General features: G+C 68.0%; 25 protein-coding genes. 5 read left to right on the top strand and 20 right to left on the bottom strand.

Annotation, left to right across the window (positions count from 1 at the left end; genetic code table 11):
• Nucleotides 1–45 precede the first annotated feature (45 nt).
• The 4 genes from AC07R7_RS11605 to AC07R7_RS11620 form a co-directional block, all read right to left on the bottom strand.
• Nucleotides 46–1,476, bottom strand: coding sequence for an ABC transporter permease (locus AC07R7_RS11605; RefSeq protein WP_494635243.1), 1,431 nt, complete (start codon nucleotides 1,474–1,476; stop codon nucleotides 46–48).
• Complete coding sequence (locus AC07R7_RS11610) at nucleotides 1,473–2,390, bottom strand: ABC transporter ATP-binding protein (protein WP_494635244.1); 918 nt, start codon at nucleotides 2,388–2,390, stop codon at nucleotides 1,473–1,475. Before AC07R7_RS11610 ends, AC07R7_RS11605 begins: the two co-directional genes overlap by 4 nt.
• A 38-nt stretch (nucleotides 2,391–2,428) precedes the next feature.
• The gene (locus AC07R7_RS11615) at nucleotides 2,429–3,385 is read right to left on the bottom strand and encodes an alpha/beta fold hydrolase (protein WP_494635245.1); all 957 of its coding nucleotides are present in this window, start codon (nucleotides 3,383–3,385) and stop codon (nucleotides 2,429–2,431) included.
• 112 nt (nucleotides 3,386–3,497) lie between these two features.
• The gene (locus tag AC07R7_RS11620) at nucleotides 3,498–4,307 is read right to left on the bottom strand and encodes a M23 family metallopeptidase (RefSeq protein WP_494635246.1); all 810 of its coding nucleotides are present in this window, start codon (nucleotides 4,305–4,307) and stop codon (nucleotides 3,498–3,500) included.
• Between the two features lie 347 nt (nucleotides 4,308–4,654).
• Between AC07R7_RS11620 and AC07R7_RS11625 the strand changes: the two genes are divergently transcribed.
• The gene (locus tag AC07R7_RS11625; protein ID WP_494635247.1) at nucleotides 4,655–5,011 is read left to right on the top strand and encodes a UrcA family protein; all 357 of its coding nucleotides are present in this window, start codon (nucleotides 4,655–4,657) and stop codon (nucleotides 5,009–5,011) included.
• A gap of 165 nt (nucleotides 5,012–5,176) precedes the next feature.
• Here the strand turns inward: AC07R7_RS11625 and AC07R7_RS11630 are convergent, their stop codons facing one another.
• The 7 genes from AC07R7_RS11630 to AC07R7_RS11660 form a co-directional block, all read right to left on the bottom strand.
• Nucleotides 5,177–6,598, bottom strand: coding sequence for an NAD(P)(+) transhydrogenase (Re/Si-specific) subunit beta (locus AC07R7_RS11630; RefSeq protein WP_492886927.1), 1,422 nt, complete (start codon nucleotides 6,596–6,598; stop codon nucleotides 5,177–5,179).
• A gap of 28 nt (nucleotides 6,599–6,626) precedes the next feature.
• Nucleotides 6,627–6,962, bottom strand: a complete 336-nt coding sequence (locus tag AC07R7_RS11635) for a proton-translocating transhydrogenase family protein (RefSeq protein WP_099581343.1) — start codon at nucleotides 6,960–6,962, stop codon at nucleotides 6,627–6,629.
• 25 nt (nucleotides 6,963–6,987) lie between these two features.
• Complete coding sequence (locus tag AC07R7_RS11640) at nucleotides 6,988–8,130, bottom strand: Re/Si-specific NAD(P)(+) transhydrogenase subunit alpha (protein WP_494635248.1); 1,143 nt, start codon at nucleotides 8,128–8,130, stop codon at nucleotides 6,988–6,990.
• Between the two features lie 118 nt (nucleotides 8,131–8,248).
• The gene (locus AC07R7_RS11645) at nucleotides 8,249–8,479 is read right to left on the bottom strand and encodes an aa3-type cytochrome c oxidase subunit IV (protein WP_125159184.1); all 231 of its coding nucleotides are present in this window, start codon (nucleotides 8,477–8,479) and stop codon (nucleotides 8,249–8,251) included.
• Between the two features lie 64 nt (nucleotides 8,480–8,543).
• A complete protein-coding gene (locus tag AC07R7_RS11650) occupies nucleotides 8,544–9,479 on the bottom strand; it encodes a glycosyltransferase family 9 protein (RefSeq protein WP_494635249.1) in 936 nt (311 codons plus the stop codon).
• Nucleotides 9,480–9,535: 56 nt separating this feature from the next.
• Nucleotides 9,536–10,459 (bottom strand): alpha/beta fold hydrolase, encoded by a 924-nt coding sequence (locus AC07R7_RS11655; RefSeq protein WP_494635250.1) that lies wholly within the window; start codon nucleotides 10,457–10,459, stop codon nucleotides 9,536–9,538.
• Entirely contained in the window at nucleotides 10,452–10,931 is a 480-nt protein-coding gene (locus AC07R7_RS11660) for a PaaI family thioesterase (protein ID WP_492886931.1), read from the bottom strand. The genes AC07R7_RS11655 and AC07R7_RS11660 overlap by 8 nt, the downstream gene beginning before the upstream one ends.
• Before the next feature lie 103 nt (nucleotides 10,932–11,034).
• On the opposite strand from AC07R7_RS11660, the gene AC07R7_RS11665 reads away from it, so the two are divergent.
• Both AC07R7_RS11665 and AC07R7_RS11670 read left to right on the top strand, forming a co-directional pair.
• Nucleotides 11,035–11,544, top strand: coding sequence for an RNA polymerase sigma factor (locus AC07R7_RS11665; protein ID WP_494635596.1), 510 nt, complete (start codon nucleotides 11,035–11,037; stop codon nucleotides 11,542–11,544).
• Complete coding sequence (locus AC07R7_RS11670; protein ID WP_494635251.1) at nucleotides 11,534–12,124, top strand: hypothetical protein; 591 nt, start codon at nucleotides 11,534–11,536, stop codon at nucleotides 12,122–12,124. The genes AC07R7_RS11665 and AC07R7_RS11670 overlap by 11 nt, the downstream gene beginning before the upstream one ends.
• A gap of 111 nt (nucleotides 12,125–12,235) precedes the next feature.
• Here AC07R7_RS11670 and AC07R7_RS11675 read toward each other — a convergent pair whose 3' ends face one another.
• Together AC07R7_RS11675 and AC07R7_RS11680 are read right to left on the bottom strand one after the other, a co-directional pair.
• Nucleotides 12,236–13,603 carry an ABC1 kinase family protein gene (locus tag AC07R7_RS11675; protein ID WP_494635252.1) on the bottom strand — a complete coding sequence of 456 codons (1,368 nt, stop codon included), beginning with the start codon at nucleotides 13,601–13,603 and terminating at the stop codon, nucleotides 12,236–12,238.
• A 109-nt stretch (nucleotides 13,604–13,712) separates the two neighbouring features.
• On the bottom strand, nucleotides 13,713–15,503 hold the full coding sequence (locus tag AC07R7_RS11680; protein WP_494635253.1) for a M3 family oligoendopeptidase: 1,791 nt from the start codon (nucleotides 15,501–15,503) through the stop codon (nucleotides 13,713–13,715).
• A 301-nt stretch (nucleotides 15,504–15,804) separates the two neighbouring features.
• On the opposite strand from AC07R7_RS11680, the gene AC07R7_RS11685 reads away from it, so the two are divergent.
• Both AC07R7_RS11685 and AC07R7_RS11690 read left to right on the top strand, forming a co-directional pair.
• Nucleotides 15,805–17,277 carry a sigma-54-dependent transcriptional regulator gene (locus tag AC07R7_RS11685; RefSeq protein ID WP_494635254.1) on the top strand — a complete coding sequence of 491 codons (1,473 nt, stop codon included), beginning with the start codon at nucleotides 15,805–15,807 and terminating at the stop codon, nucleotides 17,275–17,277.
• Nucleotides 17,277–17,378 (top strand): hypothetical protein, encoded by a 102-nt coding sequence (locus AC07R7_RS11690; RefSeq protein WP_492836820.1) that lies wholly within the window; start codon nucleotides 17,277–17,279, stop codon nucleotides 17,376–17,378. Before AC07R7_RS11685 ends, AC07R7_RS11690 begins: the two co-directional genes overlap by 1 nt.
• A gap of 16 nt (nucleotides 17,379–17,394) precedes the next feature.
• Here the strand turns inward: AC07R7_RS11690 and AC07R7_RS11695 are convergent, their stop codons facing one another.
• The 7 genes from AC07R7_RS11695 to ykgO form a co-directional block, all read right to left on the bottom strand.
• Nucleotides 17,395–17,862 carry a hypothetical protein gene (locus AC07R7_RS11695; protein WP_494635255.1) on the bottom strand — a complete coding sequence of 156 codons (468 nt, stop codon included), beginning with the start codon at nucleotides 17,860–17,862 and terminating at the stop codon, nucleotides 17,395–17,397.
• A 217-nt stretch (nucleotides 17,863–18,079) separates the two neighbouring features.
• Entirely contained in the window at nucleotides 18,080–18,568 is a 489-nt protein-coding gene (locus AC07R7_RS11700) for a hypothetical protein (RefSeq protein WP_492886935.1), read from the bottom strand.
• A 78-nt stretch (nucleotides 18,569–18,646) separates the two neighbouring features.
• Entirely contained in the window at nucleotides 18,647–18,985 is a 339-nt protein-coding gene (locus tag AC07R7_RS11705; protein WP_494635256.1) for a hypothetical protein, read from the bottom strand.
• Nucleotides 18,986–19,052: 67 nt separating this feature from the next.
• Nucleotides 19,053–19,322 carry a nucleoid-associated protein GapR gene (gene gapR, locus AC07R7_RS11710; RefSeq protein ID WP_099581374.1) on the bottom strand — a complete coding sequence of 90 codons (270 nt, stop codon included), beginning with the start codon at nucleotides 19,320–19,322 and terminating at the stop codon, nucleotides 19,053–19,055.
• Between the two features lie 89 nt (nucleotides 19,323–19,411).
• Nucleotides 19,412–20,287 (bottom strand): NAD(P)-dependent oxidoreductase, encoded by an 876-nt coding sequence (locus AC07R7_RS11715; RefSeq protein ID WP_492886936.1) that lies wholly within the window; start codon nucleotides 20,285–20,287, stop codon nucleotides 19,412–19,414.
• A gap of 22 nt (nucleotides 20,288–20,309) precedes the next feature.
• Nucleotides 20,310–20,927 (bottom strand): HAD family hydrolase, encoded by a 618-nt coding sequence (locus AC07R7_RS11720; protein ID WP_492886937.1) that lies wholly within the window; start codon nucleotides 20,925–20,927, stop codon nucleotides 20,310–20,312.
• Nucleotides 20,927–21,052 (bottom strand): type B 50S ribosomal protein L36, encoded by a 126-nt coding sequence (gene ykgO / locus AC07R7_RS11725; RefSeq protein WP_004616427.1) that lies wholly within the window; start codon nucleotides 21,050–21,052, stop codon nucleotides 20,927–20,929. Before ykgO ends, AC07R7_RS11720 begins: the two co-directional genes overlap by 1 nt.
• Between the last annotated feature and the right edge of the window lie 12 nt (nucleotides 21,053–21,064).

Here is a 21,064-nt window from a genome sequence, read left to right on the forward strand (position 1 = left end):
CGCGGCGATCCGCGCGGCTTTCGTCGTTTCTGGGCTAGAGGCTCCCTACCCCGCCTGCTTCCTGACGATCAGACCGACCAGGGTCTTCAGGTTCACCTTCCCCGTCGCCAGAGCCCCCACATGGAAGGCGCGGGTCGAGAAGGCGATGATCGCCGCCACGGCTGCGGCCATCAGCACCGTGGTTCCGACCACCTGGACCAGCGGCGGATCGCTGGCGATGCGCGCCGGCATCAGGAACGGCGTGAAGGGCGGAAACCAGGACAGGGCGCCGAGAATCGGCGCGTCGGGCGAGCGGATCGCCTGGCTCATGAACACCACCGGAATGGTCATCACCATCATGATCGGCCCCAGCAGGGTCTGGGCGTCGCGCTGGCTCTCGCAGAAGGCCCCGATGCCGGCGAACAGCGCCGCGTACATCAGATAGCCGCCGACCAGATAGGCGCCGAAATAGAACACCAGCCCCTTGCCCAGCAGCACGGCCGCGAGGTCTCCGGCCAGGCCGGGGGCGAAGTTGATCAGGGCCAGCCAGCCGGCCAGGGCCCAGATGCCCAAGACGGTCAGGGTCAGGCCCGCCACCCCCAGGATCTTGCCGCCCATGATCTCGGGCACGGAGGCCGATGACAGCAGCACCTCGAGGATCTTGGACGACTTTTCCTCGATCACGCTGTTGAGCAGGATACTGGCCCCGGTCAGGACCATCGACCACAGCAGCATCCCGGCCGCGAAGCCGACAATGGCCGGCAAGCGGTCGCGCAGACTGACCTTCTCGCCCGAAGCGGCCTTGGGCGACAGGCTGTTGAAGGCGGGCTTGAGACCGTCGGCGGCTTTCAGAACCTGGGCCGAGACGCCGGCGCGAGCCAGGGCGCGCTCGCGCATGAGGCCGCCCATGGCCTGGCGCAGGTCGTTCTCCAGCACCGGCGCGCCCAGGTTGCGGCTCCACAGGTCCATGACGATGGCGTCGTCGCGACCGCTGAGGATCAGCACCGAATCGAGGCGCTTGTCGGCCACGTCGCGACGCGCGACCAGGCCCGCCTCACGCGGCGTCGCGGCGGCTTGGGCCTCGGGAGACGCCGGCAGGATGATCACCTTGGCGCGTGGCGGCTTGAAACGCGCCGCGGCGGCCGGATTGAAGCCCGCCAGAGCCTCCCGCCCCGCCGCCTCGCCGCCCTTGGCCTGGGCCTTGCCGACGGCCTCCTGGGCCTTGGGACCAGCCGCCGACAGGGCCGCAGCGCGGAGGGCCCGGGCCGAAGCGCGGTTCTGGTCCTCGACCACCGCCCTGGCGACGGCGGGCCCCAGGTTCTGGCCCGTCAGGTCGACGATCGCCAGCCGCTCGGGCTTGGCGGTCTTCATCATCATCAACGGCGCGGTGGCGCTGACGCCGATGACCAGCGGCAGCGCCACGATCGACAGCCAGAAGCCAATGGTGCGGACATAGGCCAGGTATTCCCGGCGGGCGATCCTCAGCAGGCGGCTCATGCCTGGTCTCCCGTCAGGACGATGAAGGCGTCGTGCAGGCTGGGCTCCTTGAGCTCGAACCGGCGCAAAGCGAGATCCCGGGCGAAGGCGGCCTTCAGGGCGTCCTGACCGGCGCTCGTCTCCGGCAGCACGGCCACATGTCGCCAGCCGCCGTCCGGCAGTGGCTCGGACGTCACCGCGCCCAGGCCCGGCAAGGCCATGACCTGCTCGGCCAGCAGATCGCCCTCCAGCACCAGGGCTCGAGGCGCGGCGCGGCGGGCCGTGGCGACGTCGCCATCGAACACCTTCCGCCCGCGCGCCATCAGCACGACCCTGTCGCACAGCCGCTCGGCGTGCTGCATCACGTGGGTGGAGAACAGCACCGTGGCCCCGCGCGCGGCGATCTCGCGGATCATCGTCTCCAGGGCCTGCTGGTTGACGGGATCGAGACCCGAGAACGGCTCGTCCAGCACCACCAGTTCGGGCTCGTGGGCCAGGGCCGAGATCAGCTGGACCTTCTGGGCCATGCCCTTGGAGAGATCCTTGATCGGCCGCTTCATGGCGAAGCCCAGGCCTTGCGCCTCCAGCATCGCCTTGGCCCGCCTGCGGCCCTCGGCCTCCGGCACGCCCTTCAGCCCCGCGAAGAAGGCGATCGCATCGATCGGGGTCATGCGCTTGTAGAGGCCGCGCTCCTCGGGGAGGAAGCCGATCCGCTCGTGGACCTTGGTGGCGTCTCTGGCGCCCAGCACCGTGATCTCGCCCGCGCTGACCGGCAACAGGCCCAGGATCATGCGGATGGTCGAGGTCTTGCCCGCGCCGTTGGGGCCCAGGAAACCGGTGATCCGGCCCGAGGGGACCTCGAAACTGACGTCCCGGACGGCGTGGAAATCGTCATAGGTCTTGCTGACGCCCTCCAGGTTGACGGCGCTGACCATGATGACGACCTCCCCGAATCGACTTCCTGGAAGTTGTATCAGCCCTTCTGGCGAGCGTCGGCCACGAAGGCGACGGCCCGGACGATATGGTCGGCGAAGCGGCGGCCGATCAGCAGGGTGTGGGTGGCGGCCTCGACGTGATCGATCATGCCATGCTGGGAGGCGCGGGCCGGGGCGGCCTGCAGGTCCTTCCAGCTCTCACGCCCCTTCACAGGCCCGGCGGTCAGCACGGCGACCGGCCACTTCGGATCATAGGCCGGCTGCTCGCCGGCCTGCTGCGAGGCCTCATGCCACAGTCCGACCTCCTCGGCGGAGGTGCGGTTGTGGCGGCCATTGGCGAAGGCCCAGCCCTTCTCGGCCTTGGCGGCTGGGGGCAGGTCGATCTTGTCGCCCAGGCGGGTGTGCACCAGCGGCTTGTAGAGGCCGATCGAAGCGCCGCGCGCGGCCCATTTGGAGATGCTGGCGAAGGCCTCGATGAAACCCTTCATGCGTGGGCTCTGGGCGGCCTCGGGCGTAGCGGCGTCGATCAGCACGAGCCCGGCGACCTTGTCGGGATTGCGGCCGGCATATTGGCGCAGGCGCAGGCCGGCCATCGAGTGACCGACCAGGATGTAGGGACCAGGCTCGTCCGAGGCGGCGACCAGCTTCTCGAAGTCGGTGACGATGGCGATGCCGTCGCGCGGGTTGGGGCCCTTCGGCGAATAGCCCATGCCGGCGCGGTCATAGGCGCAAGAGCGCCAGCCGGCGGCGGTCAGGGCCTCCTGCGCGGCGCCCCAGTCGGCGGCGAAGCCGAAAGCCCCGGCCTCCAGCCAGACCACCGGGCGGTCGCTTCGGGGACCTTCGCAGACCAGCCGCAGCTTGCGCCCCGGCTCGATCTCGACCAACTGGCCGCGCGGCTGGGGCGCCCCAGAGGCGCTCATCAGCCCGCCGACGGCGATATAGGACAAGAGCAGGAGCACGAAGCCCGCGACGCCACGGCCGAGAAACTGGATCATGGCGTTCAATGTAGTAACGCTTTGTGACGCGTCGAGAACGCGGCGCTCTCTGAGCGGAGTTTTAGAGTCTGTCCGCTTCGGATTGCGTCCGAAACCTGGAGCGCTCTGCGCTCTAGCCGGCCACGCTGGGGATCGAGCCGTCGACCACCGGGATCGTGGCGCGCACGCGACCGCCCTTCACGCGGGTGACGGTGATTCCGTCCTTGCCGGTCCGAGCCACGCCTTTCGGCCATTTCGAGACCGTCGCCAGGCGAACCTTCCTGGACACCCGGCTGGCGGCCTTCAGCGGCAGGTCGTCAGCCTCGGCGAAGCTGCGGCCCAGGAAGAAGCTGGGGTTCAGGGCCTTGTCGCCGTCGCGGATCTCGAAGTGCAGGTGCGAGCCGGTCGAACGGCCCGAATTGCCGACATAGGCCACCGTCGCGCCACGACGCAGATAGACGCCGCGCTTGACGCCCTTGGCCGGTCCGGCGAGGTGGGCGTACATCGTGGTCAGCCCGCCCTTGTGCATCACCTGGACATAGCGGCCGTAGGTGGGAGAAACACCCGTGGCCTTGACCACGCCATCGGCGGCGACCTTGACCGCCGCGCCGCTGGGGGCGGCGATATCGACGCCCTGATGCAGGCGGCCGTTCTCTTCCCAGGGCAGCTGGCGCAGGCCGAACGGCGAATTGACCACCCGACCAGGCAGCGGCGCGTCGAACTGATAGGCTGGCGGCGGCGCGGCGGGCTCGGCCTCTTCTTCGGCGACGGGCTTGGTGGGAACAATGGCGGGCGTCGGGCGAGAGACAGGGGTCGCGTGGGCGACCCACTCACCCAGCGCCACCGCGCCGTTCAGCGCCCCCGCCATCGCCGCGACGCCCAGCATGGCGAAGAAGGCGACGCGTACTTGGGGAGACTGAACAGCCAGGCTCTTGGGGATCAAACCGCTTTCCTCTCGGACATTCGGTCAAGGAGAGGACCGCGCCGCGCGCGTCTAGCTCTCATGCTTGACCTTTCGGAACAGTGAATTGGCGGGGTGTATGGATGTCGCATGGGGCGAAAACAGGGCGCAGCTTAACCATTTGCTAACTATGCCGCCAAGCTCGCATCGACGATCGATCAACAGGCGTCATGTAATCGTCAAATATTACGGAAACTTCATTTCATTAAAACCAGGACACTTCTTTAATTTCACGTCATGAATGAGACGTAACGGGACTTCGCGAACTCCCGAGAATAGACAGTATTCATCGGCGCAGGGAATAGCGCCCAGCCAGAGGGATACTTCAAATGCGCAAGTTCATCATGAGCCTGACCACCGTCGCCAGCCTGAGCCTCGCCGCCGTGCCGGTGCTGGGCCTGACCCAAGCCGCCAACGCCGCCGAGCGCGAACCGGTCGCCACCGTCTCGTTCGCCGACCTGGACCTGTCCAGCCCGTCGCAAGCCGCGATCTTCAAGGCCCGCATCGACACCGCCGGCGAGGCCCTGTGCCGCGCCAAGCAACGCAGCAGCGAAGGCCTGCTCATGTCGCTGGGCGCCTGTGTCGCCGACGTCCATCGCGAAGTGAACGCCCAACTGCCCAAGCAACAACGCAAGGCCCTGGCCTTCGCCGCCCGCCGCAACGCGGTCGAGCTGGCCGCCAAGTGAGCTTGAGCGCCGCTTCCCCAAGAACACCCCACTCCCCCACACCCCGCGACAGAGGCTCCAGGTAACCCTGGGGCCTTTGTTTCGTTGGGGAACCGGGAAGAGCGCACACGAAAAAGGCCCCGGCGTCACCGCCGAGGCCTTCGTCGTTTCCAGCGGTGAGGAGCCCTACAGCCCCTTCACGATGCCTTCGACCATCTTCTTGGCGTCGCCGAACAGCATCATCGTGTTGTCGCGGAAGAACAGCTCGTTCTCGACGCCGGCATAGCCCGAGGCCATGCCGCGCTTGACGAAGAGGACGGTGCGGGCCTTCTCGACGTCCAGGATCGGCATGCCGAAGATGGCGCTGGTCGGGTCGGTCTTGGCGGCCGGGTTGGTGACGTCGTTGGCGCCGATCACGAAGGCCACGTCGGCCGTCGAGAACTCGCTGTTGATGTCCTCCAGCTCGAACACCTCGTCATAGGGGACATTGGCCTCGGCCAGCAGCACGTTCATGTGGCCCGGCATCCGGCCCGCGACCGGGTGGATGGCGTACTTCACCTCGACCCCCTCTTCCTTCAGCTTGTCGGCCATTTCGCGCAGGGCGTGCTGGGCCTGGGAGACGGCCATGCCGTAGCCCGGGACGATGATCACCTTGGACGCGTTCTTCATGATGAAAGCCGCGTCGTCGGCGCTGCCCTGCTTGACGGGACGGCTCTCGACCTTGCCGCCGGGACCGGCCGCCGCCGAAGCGTCGGCGCCGAAGCCGCCCAGGATCACCGACACGAACGAGCGGTTCATGCCCTTGCACATGATGTAGGACAGGATCGCGCCCGACGAACCGACGAGCGCGCCGGTGATGATCAGGGTGGTGTTCTCGAGCGTGAAGCCCAGCGCCGCCGCCGCCCAGCCGGAATAGCTGTTCAGCATCGACACCACGACGGGCATGTCCGCGCCGCCGATCGGGATGATCAGGGTGACGCCGATCAGCAGGCTCAGGGCGAAGATGCCCCAGAAGGCCCAGATGGCCGAACCGCCGCTGACCACCAGGACCACGACCAGGGCCACGATGGCCGCGGCGATGGCGATGTTCAGCAGGTGACGGGCCGGCAGCAGGATCGGCGCGCCGCCCATATTGCCGTTCAGCTTGGCGAAGGCGATGACCGAGCCGGTGAAGGTGATGGCGCCGATAGCCAGGCCCAGCGACAGCTCGATCAGGCTGTTGAGGTGGATGTGTCCGTCCTCGCCCACGATGCCGTAGGCGGCGGGCGTGTAGATGGCGGCCACGGCCACGAGGCAGGCGGCCATGCCGACCAGCGAGTGGAAGGCGGCGACCAGTTGCGGCATCGAGGTCATGGCGACCTTGCGGGCGATGACCGCCCCGACCGCGCCCCCGACGGCTACGCCGCCCAGGATCAGGCCCAGGGTCACGACGTCCAGCGCGCCCTGGCTCCACAGGGTGGCCAGGGTGGTGCCTACGGCGATGGCCATGCCGATCATGCCGTTACGGTTGCCCGCCTGGCTGGTCACGGGACTGGAAAGGCCACGCAGCGCGAGGATGAACAGCACCCCCGAGACGATGTAGAGAATGGCGGCGAGATTGGCGTTCATTGTTCTATTTCCCCCTGCTCTCGCTTGCTCACTTCTTCTCTTTCTTCTTGTACATCGCCAGCATGCGCTGGGTGACCAAGAAGCCGCCGAAGATGTTGACCGCCGCGAAGGCCGCGGCGAGCGTGCCGGCCCCCTTGGAGATCCAGGTCGAGCCGGCGACGGCGCCGCCGGCCAGGTCGCTATTGGCGCCATGGGCCGCGGCGGCCAGCAGGGCGCCGACGATGATCACCGACGAGATGGCGTTGGTGACGGCCATCAGAGGCGTGTGCAGCGCGGGCGTCACGCTCCAGACGACGTAGTAGCCGACGAAGATGGCGAGCACGAAGATCGCCAGACGGAACACGGTGGGGTCGACGGCTTCCATGGGAGCCTCCCTTTCGATGCTGTTGTTAGGCGGTCTTCAAATTCGGGTGGACGATCGCGCCGCCGCGGGTGACGACGGCGGCCTGCAGGATCTCGTCCTCGAAGTTGGGGGCGAAGGCGCCCTCCTTCGTCGTGAACAGGGTCGCCAGGGCCACCAGGTTGCGGGCGTAGAGCGCGCTGGCGTCGGTGGCGATGCGGCCCGGCAGGTTGGCGTGACCGAGGATCTTGGCGCCGTTGGCGGTGATCACCGTCTCGTTCAGCTTCGCGCCCTCGACATTGCCGCCCTGCTCGATGGCCAGGTCGACCAGGATCGAGCCCGCGCGCATCGAGGCCACCTGGGCGGCGCTGACCAGTTTCGGCGCCGGACGGCCCGGGATCAGGGCCGTGGTGATGACGATGTCCTGCTTGGCGATGTGGCTGGAAACCAGTTCGGCCTGCTTGGCCTGGTATTCCTTGGACATCTCCTTGGCGTAGCCGCCAGCGGTCTGGGCGTTCTTGAACTCTTCGTCCTCGACGGCCAGGAACTTGGCGCCCAGCGACTCGACCTGCTCCTTGGTGGCCGGACGCACGTCGGTGGCGGTGACCACCGCGCCCAGGCGGCGGGCGGTGGCGATGGCCTGCAGGCCGGCGACGCCCACGCCCATGATGAACACCTTGGCCGCGGCGACGGTGCCGGCGGCGGTCATCATCATCGGCAGGGCCTTGCCATAGGCCTCGGCGCCCTCGATCACGGCGCGATAGCCAGCGAGGTTGGCCTGGGACGACAGCATGTCCATCACCTGCGCGCGGGTGATGCGCGGGATGAACTCCATGGCGATCGCGGTCGCGCCAGCCTTGGCCAGGGCGTCCAGCGTTTCCTTGTCCTGGTAGGGATTGAGCGCGGCGGCGACGATGGCCCCGCTCTTCAGGGCCGCGATCTCGGCGGCCTCGGGCGCGCGCACCTTGAACAGGACATCGGCGTCCTTGAGGGCGTCTTGCGCGGTCTTGACGATCTTGGCGCCGGCGGCCTCGTAGTCGGCGTCCGGATAGGACGCGGCCGTCCCCGCCCCCGCCTGGACCACCACCGAGAAGCCGGCGGCGCCGAGCTTCTTGACGGTTTCAGGCGTGGCCGCGACCCGCGTTTCGTTCGCGCGGGTCTCTTTCGTGACGGCGATAACGGCCATCGGCATACCCCTCCCCAGAGCGCTGTTTGCTCAGCAGCATGCGGCGCTCTGTAGGGGATAGTCTTGCCTCTTGTCGAGGCTCAAGACACAGCTCAGGGAGAAAATATGCCGATGTCCACCGGTGTCAGTGGGTCGAGGCCGGCTTGTCGCGCAGGAAGAAGATCCCCGCGGCCAGCAGCAAGGCGGCGGCGATGGCGCTGCCGATGAAGCCGGCCGCGGTGCAGAACAGCAGGGTGATGAACAGCAGCAGGGTGGCGACGGCCAGCGAGCCCCACTTCGTCATGTTGTTGAACGCCGCGAAGGTCGCGACTTGTTCGTGAATGTCCATCTCACCGCGGTGATAATCGCCGGCCATGTGTCGTCCTTGGAAGCAAAGAGAGAATACCGAGCCCGCCCGATACAACGGGGGGCGCTAAGGCTCAAGCGTGCGTATTGCCCCAGGCTTCCGATACGAAGCGAGCGCGCACCGCGTCGACAGCCTGGTCGACCGTGATGTCGGAGATTCGCCCCTCGCCGCCGTCCAGCCGCGAGAGCCAGCGGGAATAGGCCGGCACCGGCGCCGTGCCCATCAGCCCCACGCACGGCGTGCCGACGGCGGCGGCCACATTCAGCGCGCCCGAATCGTTGCCCAGGAACCCGGCCGACAGCGCGATCAGAGCTGCGGACTTGTCCAACGTCAGGTCGCAGGCCACCACGTTGTTGGGCAGATCGCCGATCGCGGCCGTGGCGACGCGCGCCTCGTGCGGGCCGCCGACCCAGAACACCGTGCCGAACAGGTTCGAGAGCCGCGACGCCGTCTGGGCGAACCTCTCGGCCGGCCAGGTGCGCGCGGGCTCGCTGGCGCCAATGCCCAGGGTCAGCCAGGGACCAGGCTTGTCGGCGTATCTTGTCTTCACGGCCGCCAGCGCCTCGGGATCCAGCCTCAGCTCCGGCTCCCGACTGTCGACGACCAGGCCGTGAGCCTCCTCGAACGCCGCCAGCTTGTCGAGCCGGTGGGCGGAGCGCATCGCCTTGGGCAGGTACGGCCCCGTGGTCAGGAACCGCTCCTGCCCGTGCCCAAGGCCAAAGCCCCGTCGCTCGGGCGCGCCGGCCAGGGCGGCGGCGATGGCCGGGCGATCGATCTTCTCCAGGATCCACACCGCGCGCGGCCTCTCGGCGCGGCAGATGCGATAGAAGTCGATGACTTCGCGCACGCCCTTCAGCTTGCCCTTGTAGTGGGGGGCGTACAGCACGCGCGCGACGCTGGGCTCGACGGTCAGGACCTCGGCGGCGCGGCTGGACGGTCGCGCGACCAGCACGACCTGCCCCTCGGGGGTTGTCGCCGCGATCGCCCGGATCGTCGGCAGATGCCACATCAGATCGCCGATCCCGCGATCGGGCGCGTAGACGAGAACTGGTCCCGGCGCGTCGCTCAGGACCAGTTCGCCAATAGTCCACGGAGCCCGGCCACGAAGGCCAGGGGCTGGTCGATCATCACGTGATGATCGGCGTCGGGCAGCGGGAGAAGCAGCACGTCCTTGGGCATTTGCGCCACCATATAGTCGAGCGTCTCCGCATGCATCAGGTTAGATCGCTCGCCCCACATCAGGGCCGCCGGACAAGCGATCTGGGGCAGAAGCTGCCCAAGATCGGGCATCCGGAAATTGTGCCAGAGATCCGGATCGAACTTCCAGGTCCAGCCGCCCTCCACCGCCTTCAGCGAGCGACGGGCGATGAAGTCGGCGATGTAGAGGTTCTCGCACGGCTGCGGCGGGGCCAGGCGAAAGCGATTCAGCCCCTCTTCCAGCGTGGCGTAGACACGGCTGCCCTGCCCGGAACGCGGCGGCGGGCCCTTCCAGCGCTTTTCCGGCGGCTGGATGCTGCTGTCGGCCATGATCGCTCCGCGCAGGCGCTCGGGATGGCGCGCGGCGCAATAGAGGGTCGGAAAGCCGCCGAAAGAGTGGCCGACCACGATCGGCTTGACGCCGCCGGCCTCAAGGCCAGCGGCCTCGACGGCGGCGAAGATTTCGGTCGCGAACAGTTCGGCGCTGTAGGCCGGCCGCCAGTCGCTGCCGCCCATGCCCGACCACGAGATCGCCGCCACGCGCCAGTCCTGGGCGAAAAACGGCGCGATGAAGCTCCACCAGTCGGCGTGGGCGCCGTTGCCGTGCAGGAACAGCAGGCCCGGCTTGCCAATCTCGCCCCAGGTCAGCAGTTCGATGTTCGCGCCCTCGACGGCGATGGTCGAACGCTCCGGGGCTTGGGCGACGGCGCCCTTGAACCAGGCCGGGGCCGGCGGCGGCTCGCCGTGGAAGGGGGCCAGCAGCGAGACCGGCGAGGTTTGATCGTCAGCCATCGGCGCTTTCCGTATAGGCTAGTTCGCCCGGACGCGGCTTGCGGGGGCTCAGCGCCTTGAAGACGCCCGTACCGGTGATCAGGGTGCGGTCGCCGGCCCAGATGCGGCCGCGTACGGTGAACAGCAGGTCCTCCTCGCCGATCAGTTCGCCCTCGCCCTCCACCCAGTCGCCCAGCTTGGCGCCCGAGAGGAAGTCGCACATCAGCCGCACGGTGACCCAGCTGTAGGACTTCTGCAGCGAGATGATCCGGCCCCAGGCCATGTCGGCGAAGCTCATCAGCATGCCGCCGTGGCAGTTGCCCAGGCCGTTGGTGTGGTGCTCCTCGACCCGGAACGCCAGGCGCGCCTGGCCCGGGCCTTCGCTATGCTCGAACAGCGGCCCGATCTGACGGCCGAAGCCGCGAGACCAGTTCAGCTGGGAGAACCCGTCGGGGATCGCGGCGGTCTGGGCGTCTGTCAGGTCGTCGGACATGCCGTCAGGCTAACGAGCGTTTGAAAAAAGAAAAGCCTTCCGTAAGGACGAGGCCCCGGCCGGCATCTAACCTCTCGAAACGGGGAGACGGGTGGCCAAGGGGATGGCGAGCGACCACGACATCGACGAGGACTTCGCCGACTGGCTGGCGCCGCATCTGCCGATGCTGCAGCGGACGGCGCGGGCGTTCGCCGAACCCTGCGACCAGCACGACCTGCTGCAGGAACTGACGGTGGCGCTGTGGAAGGCGCGCCCGAGCTTCCGGGAGCAGAGCGCGGCCGGGACCTTCGCCCACCGGGTAGCCCACAACGCCGCCCTCACCTGGCGGCGGGGTGAGATCCGGCGACGCCTGCGCGGCGTGTCGATCGAGGCCGAGCTGCTGATCCGCGACGCGGGCGATGATCCGCAAGGCCCGCTGCTGGAGCGGCTCTACGCGGCCATCCGCACCCTGGCGCCGATCGAGCGCTCGCTGATCCTGCTGTCGCTGGACGGCGTCGCCTATGGCGAGATCGCCCGGCTGCACGGCCTCACCGAGAGCAATGTCGGCGCGCGGCTGACCCGCCTGCGCCAGCGGCTCTCGACCCAAGTGAAGGAGGACGCCGATGGACTTTGAGCGCCTCGAACAGGTCTGGCGGTCAGAGGCCAACCGCCCCTCCGAAGAGCACCAGGCCCGACTGATGGAGGCGTTGATGAGCACCCTGAAGACCCGCCGCAGGACGGAATTCCTGCTGAGCGCCATACCGTTCGCGGCCCTGGCCGTGTTCACGCTCGTCGCCGGCGCGGCCGTGCTGCGCGGCGGCGAGGACTTTCATGGCTGGGCCGGCATGGCGATGCTGGGCGTCTGCTGGATCGTGATGATCGCGGTGTTCTGGAACGGCTTCCGGGCCCGCGCCCGCGACACCGGCCAGCCGATGCGCGACACCCTGGCCAGCCTGCTGGCCCGCAACCAGGCGGCGCGGCGGAACTACCACGTGTTCTGGATGATGGCCCCGGTGTTCATCCTGCCCATGTGGTTCGCCATCGAACGCCTGCAGCGCGACGGCAAGATGGACAGCGCTGCGGGGATGCAGGCCCTGGCCCTGTGCGGCGGGGCGCTGGTGGCCAGCTTCGGCTGGAACACCCTGCGGTTCTACTGGGTGATGAAGCCCGAGCAGCGGCGACTGGAAGACCTTCTCCGGGAATACGAACACTAATCTTGTCATCCCGGCCGTAGCGTAAGCGGAGAGCCGGGACCCAGGGCCAATGGCAGGGCGGTTGCCCCTGGGTCCCGGACAGCCTCTGCGAGGCTTCCGGGATGACAAGAATTAGAGGCCGACCTCGGAGAGCGCCTTCGCCTGCCGCTCGGCGACACCCTCCTCCGAGAACCCCTCCAGCGACGCCTCGAACAGCGCCCGCCAGTTGTGGCGAGCCCCGAGATGCAGGAAGGCCGCGCCCAGCCCGATCGCCGCGCGGTCCATGAACACGAATTCGCGCGGGATGGTGATCCCGCCCACCGCCTTCAGGGCCTGGCGCACCTTGAAAGCTTCGCGGCGCCCGTACTCGCCCGGCGGGACGTCGTCGGCGACGGTGCGGATCCGGTCGTCCAGCAGCGGGCCGTAGATGAAGCGCGCCCAGACGTTCAGGGTGTCGACCAGTTCGTCGGTCAGGCCCTGGAAGCCCCAGGTGCGATAGGCCTCGACCTGCTCGGCGCGGTCGTCGTTCGAGAGCGCGCGATAGAGCCGCACCACCCCGGCCACGAACTTCGGCGGGAAAACGCGGATGCAGCCGAAGTCGAGCAGGTTCAGGTGCGCGGCCCCCTCGCCGCCGAAGCTGTAGTTCCCCAGGTGCGGGTCGCCATGGATGATCCCCAGGTGGGTCATCGGGCTCCACCACGCCTCGAACAGCAGGGCGGCGATGCGGTCGCGGGTCTCCTGCGGGGCGCTCTTGAAGGCCAGCAGGCCCTGGCCGTCCAGCCAGGTCATCGACAGCAGGCGGCCGGTGGACAGCTCCGGAACCGGCGTCGGCGTGCGGATGTTCTCGCGGTTGGCGAAAAAATTTCCGTACACGGACATCATCCTGGCCTCACGCCCGTAGTCCAACTCCTCGCGCAGGCGATCACCGATCTCGACGATCATTTCGGACGGGTCGATCGAGCCGTCCATGCGCCTGAAGACACCGATCAGGACGCGCAGCTGACCTAGATCGCTTTCGACCGCGCTCTGCATGTCGGGATATTGCAGCTTCACGGCGATGGCGCGGCCGTCGTGAGTCGTGGCGCGGTGGACCTGGCCCAGCGAGGCGGCGGCGGCGGCCTCGTGCTCGAAGCTCGCGAACCGGCCCTGCCAGTCCGGCCCCAGCTCGGCCGCCATGCGCCGGCGCACGAACGGCCAGCCCATGGCGGGCGCGTTGGTCTGGAGCTCGGCGAACTCCTGGGCGAACTCGGGCGGCAACAGGTCCGGCACCGTGGCGAACATCTGGGCCGCCTTCATCAGCGGCCCCTTCAGCCCGCCCAGCGCCGCCTTCAGCGCCTTGGCGTTGCGAGCGTTGGCGTCGTCGCCAGCGAAGACGCGGTTGGCGCCGTAGGACACGGCCGCGCCCGAGAGCCCGGCGCCCACCTTGGCGAAGCGGGAGAGCCGGCCGGAGAGCCGGTCGCGTTCGGGGTCTTTGGCGGGGTCGTTACGATCGTCAGCCATGCCGCGTCACCTCGTGCTTCGACAGGCTCAGCATGAGGTGACGGACGCACCCCGGAAGTTCTTCGCCCTCATCCTGAGCTTGTCGAAGGACGAGGGCGAACGCAGGGCGTCAGACGAGCCGTTCGAACTCGTCCACCAGCCGCTCCAGCTGCGCGCAGCCGGCGGCCCAGAACGCCTTGTCCCTCGGGTTCAGGCCGAACGGCTTCAGCGCCTCGACATAGGTGCGCGTGCCGCCGGCCGCGAGCAGATCCTCGTACAGGGGCGCGAATTTGGCCGGATCCTCGCGGCGCTTCTCCATCAGCCCGCGCACCAGGAGATCCCCGAACGCATAGGCGTAGACGTAGAACGGCGCGTGGCAGAAGTGGCTGACATAGGCCCAGTAGTGCTCGTAGCCTTCGTTCAGCTTCACGGCCGGGCCCAGGCTCTCGCCCATCACCTCCAGCCAAAGGCCGCCGATCTGGTCGGGCGACAACTCGCCCTCCTGGCGAGCCTCGTGGAAGCGGCGCTCGAAGCGGTGGAAGGCGATCTGGCGGACCACCGTGTTGAGGCCGTCCTCGATCTTGCCAGCCAGCAGGCCCTTGCGGTCCTCGGGGCTCGCCTCGGCCAGCAGGCGGTCGAAGACCAGGCCCTCGCCGAAGATCGAGGCCGTCTCCGCCAGGGTCAGGGGCGTATCGGCCAGCAGGGTGCCCAGCGGCTGGCACAGGGTCTGGTGGACGGCGTGGCCCAGTTCGTGGGCCAGGGTCAGCACGTCGCGCCGCTCGCCCATATAGTTCATGAACACGAACGGATGGCGGTCGGCGGTCACCGGATGGGCGAAGGCGCCGGACTGCTTGCCCGGACGCGGGCGAGCGTCGATCCACGGCCTGTCGAAGAACACCCGCGCGGCGTCGGCGAACTTCGGCGCCAGGTCTTGGAAGCTTTCCAGCACCATGCCCTTGGCTTCGTCCCAGGCGTAGGCGCGCGGGGCGGCGGCGGTCAGCGGGGCGTTGCGGTCCCAGTAGTCCAGGCTGTCGCGGCCCATGACCTTGGCCTTCAGAGCGTAGTAGCGGTGCGACAGGCGCGGATAGGCCTCGACCACCGCCTGCTCCAGGGCGTCGACCGCGTCGCCGTCGACATCGTTGGCCAGGTGACGCGACTGAGCCGGGCTGTCGTAGCGACGCCAGCGGTCCTCGACCTGTTTCTCGAAGGCCAGGGTGTTCAGCGCCAGGGCCTGGGTCGAGGCGCGCTCTTCCAGCGCCTTGGCCAGGCCGTCGGCGGCGGCCTTGCGCCGCGTGACGTCGGGATCCGAAAGGCGGTTCAGCGTCTCGGGCAGGGTCAGGGTTTCGTCGCCGGCGGTCGCGGTCAGCTTGGCAAGGGTTTCGTCCCACAGCCGCACCCAGTTGGCGACGGCCGGGCTCTTGTCGACGATGAAGCGCTCCAGCTCCGGCGACAGCTCGTGCGGCCGCGACAGGCGCACGCGGCGCAGCCACGGCGCCCAACGGGCGCTCAGCGGATGAGCTTCAAGCGCCTTGGTGATCTCGGTGTCTTCCAGCTGGTTCAGCTCCAGCGTGAAGAACAGGCTTTCGGCGGCGATCTGCGAGGAGCGGGCCCGCAGGTCGGCCTCGAACTTGGCCCAGGCCGGGTCGTCGCGGGCGACGGCGGCTTCCAGGCCGGCATAGGCCCCGACGCTCCAGAGGCCGTTGGTGGCCTGTTCGTAGAGCGTGATCCCGCGATCCAGCAGCACGCCCAGGCGGGCCGGTTCCTTGCGAGCCTCCAGGAACATCCCCTCCAGCGAGGCCAGTTCGTCATTGGCGGCCTTGGCGGCGGCGAGGTCGGTTTCGATCCGGGGATCGTCGCGGCCGACATAGAGATCGGCCAGGTTCCATTCGGGCGGGGTGTCGGGCTTGAAGGGCGCGTTCATGGGCTAGCAGATAGGCCTCGGCGGCCCGCAGGCGCAATGCGTCAGATCGCGGATGGCGTTTCTGGATCGCCTTGGGCGCCACGATCAGCCAGGCCTGCCGCAGAAGCCCCGCCAGTTCGTCGGTCTCGATAGCAGCAGATTGGCGTACGCACGCCCCTCCCCAGGTAAGGTCCTGTTAACGCTAAACCTTAAGCTCCGCGACACGTCTGCGAAAGCCGGTGTTTACCCGCGGCCTGTATCACTCTGAACCAACAAGAGCCTTGCTCCATGTGGGCATGGCCGGTTCTGGTGGATGTGCCCTATGACCAAAACGGTCCTAGTCGTCGATGACGACCCGACACAACGTCGGCTGATCCAGGCGGTGCTCGAGCGCGACGGGTTCGCGGTCTCGCACGCCGAAGGCGGCGACGCGGCGATCGCGCACCTGACGTCGGGCGCTCCGGCCGACGTGATCCTGCTCGACCTCGTCATGCCCGGCCTGACCGGTCAGGAGACGCTGAAGGAGATGCGCGCCCGCGGCTTCAACCAGCCCGTGATCGTGCTGACCGCCAGCGGCGGCGTCGATACCGTGGTCAAGGCCATGCAGGCCGGAGCCGCCGACTTCTTCATCAAGCCGGCCAGCCCCGAGCGCATCACCGTCTCGATCCGCAACGTCCTGTCCATGGGCGACCTCAAGGGCGAGGTCGAGCGCCTGACCAAGCGGGCCGGCGGCAAGACCACCTTCGCGGACCTGATCGGCGCCTCGCCGGTCATGACCATGGTCAAGCGCATGGGCGAGCGGGCGGCCAAGAGCGCCATCCCGGTGCTGATCACCGGCGAAAGCGGCGTCGGCAAGGAGTTGATCGCCCGCGCGGTGCATGGCTCCTCGGAGCGCGCCGGCAAGCCGTTCGTGGCCGTCAACTGCGGCGCCATCCCCGAGAACCTCGTGGAGTCGATCCTGTTCGGCCACGAGAAGGGCTCGTTCACCGGCGCCAGCGACAAGCATCTGGGCAAGTTCAAGGAAGCCGACGGCGGCACCCTGTTCCTGGACGAGGTCGGCGAACTGCCGCTGGACGTCCAGGTCAAGCTGCTGCGCGCGCTGCAGGAAGGCGAGATCGATCCGATCGGCTCAAAGCGTTCGCTGAAGGTCGACGTCCGCATCGTCTCGGCGACCAATCGCGACCTGCAGCAGGCCGTTTCGGCCGGGCATTTCCGCGAAGACCTCTACTACCGCCTGAACGTCTTCCCGCTGGAAGCCCCCAGCCTGCGCGAGCGCCGCGAGGATATCCCGGCCCTCGTCGAGGCGTTCATTCGCCGTTTCAACGTCGAAGAAGGCAAGCGCGTCATCGGCGCCTCGCCCGAGACCCTGCAGCTGCTGACCGCGTTCGACTGGCCCGGCAATGTTCGCCAGCTGGAGAACACGGTCTATCGCGCCATCGTGCTGGCCGACGCGCCTTACCTGCAGCCCTACGACTTCCCGGCCATCTCGGGGCTCGCCGCGCCAGTCGAGGCCGTCGCGACCCCGCCCGCGCCGCCGCCGGCCGCCATGCTGCAAGCCGCCCACGCGGCCATGGCCGCCCCGACGGGCGCGGCCGAGGCGCCCGTGCGGATCCTCGACGACTGCGGTCACCTGCGGACGCTGGAAGACATCGAGCGCGACCTTATTCAGCACGCCATCGACGTCTATGCCGGCCACATGAGCGAAGTCGCCCGCCGCCTCGGCATCGGTCGCTCGACCCTCTATCGCAAGGTTCGCGAGCAGGGCATCGAGGTCGACATGAAGGAGGCCGGCTGATGGCTCTGATGATCTTCCGTCCGGTGTCGCGCGAACAGCGCCTGAAGGCGCTGCTGAAGCCGGCGCGCCCAGCGGTGTCGGCGAAGCCGGCGCGCGCCTGAGGCGTTCAAGACCGAACTAGTGTCCGGGAGCGGCCAGGCTGAAGCTTGGCCGCTCTTCGGCGTTCTGGGGCGCCTCCTCGATGCGGATCCATCCCGCGCCGGACCGCCGCGCCATGCCCTCGATCTCCATCTGCTCCAGCTCGCGGCCGACCTGGGCCGGGGTCACCGGCCGGCTCCAGCGGTGATCCAGCTGACGGGCGATCTCCGCCTCGTTCAGGCCCGGCGCCTGGGTCAAGGTGATCAGGATCATGTCGCGGGTGGAGCGCCCCCTTCGGCCGCGCTTACCCGGAGCTGGCGGCGCGAACGGCGCCGGCTCGCCGGCCGACAGCCGCTCGGACATGCCGGCTTGCTTGAGGGCCTCCAGCGCCACGATGATCGCTCGTAGCTCGCCCTCGAACGGCGCCTGGGCGCGCTTTTGAGCCTCAACCATGCGGGTTTCCAACTCCGCCTTGCGGCGCAGCAGATATTGATAGGTGGTCGCCATTGTCCTTGATCCACGGAGCCGTGCAGCTCGCTCGACGCCGATCCAGGCTTTCGCCCGCGTACGTCGAGGCTGGAGCCGCGACCCGCCCGCGACCCAGAACCTCACAGCGATGAGTATTTAACTCTTTACAATTATTCACATTTTCAGCCGAGACTCTTACCAAGATCTTAACGTCACTCGGTGAACAATAGTTTTTGGTAAGCCTTTGAGACAAATCTCAGGCTGTTTTTGTCATCTTTTCTCGTGACGCCGCGATCAGGGCGATGGGCGCGCCGACCATGAACAGATGCGCGCCCAGATTGTTCACGAAGGTCGACAGCACGAAGGGTCCGCCATGCGGGGCCCGCGACAGCGGCAGGACCACATAATTCATCACCGCATAGGTCGCCAGGCCATAGGCCAGGCCCATGACGATCGGGCGCTTGGTCAGGATCGGCAGTCTCGGGCCGGCCAGCACATAGCAGGCGACCATCGCCGCCATGATGCCGAAGTGGGCCGCGAGCCCCAGCGCCGCCGCCGGCGCGCCGCCGGTGAAGGCCGCCTTGCCCAGCAGGCCGCTGGCCACGCTCTGGAAGATCCGCTCCGGCGCGACACCCTTGGTCACGCCCCAATAAACGCAGGCCTCGGTCATATCCAGGGTTCCGGCCACCGCCGTTCCCAGCAGGATGGTCAGCACGACGTGGCGCGGCGACTTGGTGTTTGCCATGGTTTTCCTCCCGGTTTCCTGGGGAGGAAGGCTAAGCGCGAACCGCGCGTCTCCAGGCCTGGCTTGGTCGCGTCGGAATCAGTCTTCGTCGCTTTCCGGCGCGGGTTCTGGCTCGCGACCACGCCGCGCAAAGCCCTTGCCGCGCTTCATCGGCTTGGCCTCGCCCTTGGCCTTGCGGGCGATTTCCTTGAGCTTGATGGCCTGGTTGCCCGACAGGGCCTGACCGCGCGCGCCCTTCTCGGGATCGGCGAAGGCCCGCCCATAGGTCTCGACGCGCTGGGCGACGCTGGTCAGGAACTCGCCCTCCCATTCGGAGAGTTCGACGCCCGACTTCTCGGCCGCGCGCCGGGCCCGCTTGAGGGCGTTCAGCGCGGCCTTCTTGGCCTGTTCTTTCGGATCGGGCGGCTTGGCGCGCATGTCGCGAGGACTATCCCCGACCCCGCGCGCCAAAACACTACCTAAAAAATGCGCGCCCGGTAAAAACTCAGATCTCGCCGATGGCCGAGAGGTACAGGTCGAGGATCGCGTCCTCTTCCTGGCGCTTGGCGCGGTCCTGCTTGCGCAGGCGGACCACCTTCTTGAGGATCTTCACGTCGAAGCCATTGCCCTTGGCCTCGGCATAGACCTCCTTCATCTGCTCCATGATCTCGGTCTTTTCGACCTCGAGGCGCTCGACGCGGTCGATGATCGACTTCAGCTGACCCTGGGCGGTCGAGTTCAGAACGTCGGCGTGGGGAGTGGCGTCATCGGCCATGCGGAAAGTCTCGCGAGAGGCTGGAATTGGGAGGCGCGGAACCTAGTGCGAACGCGCGCCCCTGGGAAGCGCGATTCAGCGACCTTCCACTACCTTCCTTCGACCCTGGCTCGCGCGACTTCGGCGAGGGCGGCCAGGTCGAGGTCCTTGTCCGGTCCGCCCAGCAGGGATTCCAGGCTGGCCTCGGCCAGATCGGCCAAAGGCATCGACAGACCCTTAGCCTCGGCGGCGTCCAGCACCAGGCGCACGTCCTTGAGGCCAAGCTCGGCGGCGAAGCCCGGCGGGCTGTAACGGCGCTCGGCGATCATGGCCCCGTAGATCTTGTAGATCGGCGCCGCGAACAGGGTGCTCGACAGCATGTCCAGCAACTCGGGCGCCTCGACGCCATAGGCTTCACCCAGCGCCACGGCCTCGCCCATGCTCTCGATGGCCGAGACGATCATGAAGTTGCCGGCCAGCTTCAGGGCGTTGGCGCGGACGGGATCCTCACCCAGCGGCCAGACTTTGGCGGCCAGCAGCTCCAGCACCGGCATGGCGGCGGCCACGGCGTCGGGCGCGCCGGCGGCCAGGACGTTCAGCCCCCCGGCCTGGGCCACGGGCGGACGGCCGAACACCGGCGCGGCGACATAGCCCAGACCCAGCTCGGCGTGCAGGACCGACAGCTCGGCGGCCAGGGCGGTCGAGATGGTGGCGAGGTTGACGTGGACCACGCCCTTGCGGGCCTTGGCCAGAACGCCGGTGTCCAGCAGCACCGCGCGCATGGCCTGGTCGTGGGCCAGCATGGTCAGCACGATATCAGCGGCGAAGGCCTCGTCGACGCTGGCGGCCGCGCTCGCGCCCTCGGCGGCCAGCTCGTCGACGATCGCGCGCGAGCGGTTCCACACCGTCACCTGGACGCCCTTGCCCAGCAGGTTGCGGACCATGGCCGCGCCCATGGCGCCGAGGCCGACGAAACCGACGTTCATGCAAGATCTCCCCTACTGGGACCTAGAGCAGGCCGTGCCGCTCGACAGCGGCGCGCAGCTGCGCCGGATCGGTGAAGTGGTGGGTGTGGAAGCCGATGTCCATGGCCGCCGCGATATTGGCGGCGCTGTCGTCGATGAACAGCAGGTCCGAGGCCCGCAGGCCCGTCCGCTCCAGCACGATCTCGTAGATCCGGCGGCCCGGCTTGATCACCTGCTCGTCGCCGGAGACGATCGCATCGCGGAAATGGCCGAAATGGGCCGGCGACATCGCCTGGACCACCGGCCACTTGCTCTGAGGCATGTTGGTCAGGGCGAATTGCGGCACGTCGGCGGCCGCCAGGGCTTCGATCACGGACGCCGTTTCGGGGATCGGCCCCGACAGCATCTCGCCGAACCGCTCGTCCCAGGCCCGGATCTCTGCTTCATGCTCGGGGAAGCGCGCGATCAGCGGCGCGGCGTTCTCCGGAAAGCCGACGCCCTTGTCGTGCTCGACGTGCCAATCCAGCGTGCAGACATGCGAAAGGAACCGGTCGAGATCGGCCGGTTCCTTGAACATCTTCGCGTACAGTGCGCGGGGATCCCAGCGCACGATGACGTTGCCGACATCCCAGAGAACGGCTCTGGGAGACGACAAGGTCATTAGCCTTGCTTGGCTTTGAAGCGCGGGTCGGTCTTGTTGATGATGTAGATGACGCCCTTGCGACGCACCATCTTGCAGTCGCGATGGCGACCCTTCAGCGACTTCAGCGAGCTGCGAACCTTCATGACCGGTCTCTG

It is taken from the genome of Caulobacter sp. GW821-FHT05F04, assembly GCF_059419665.1.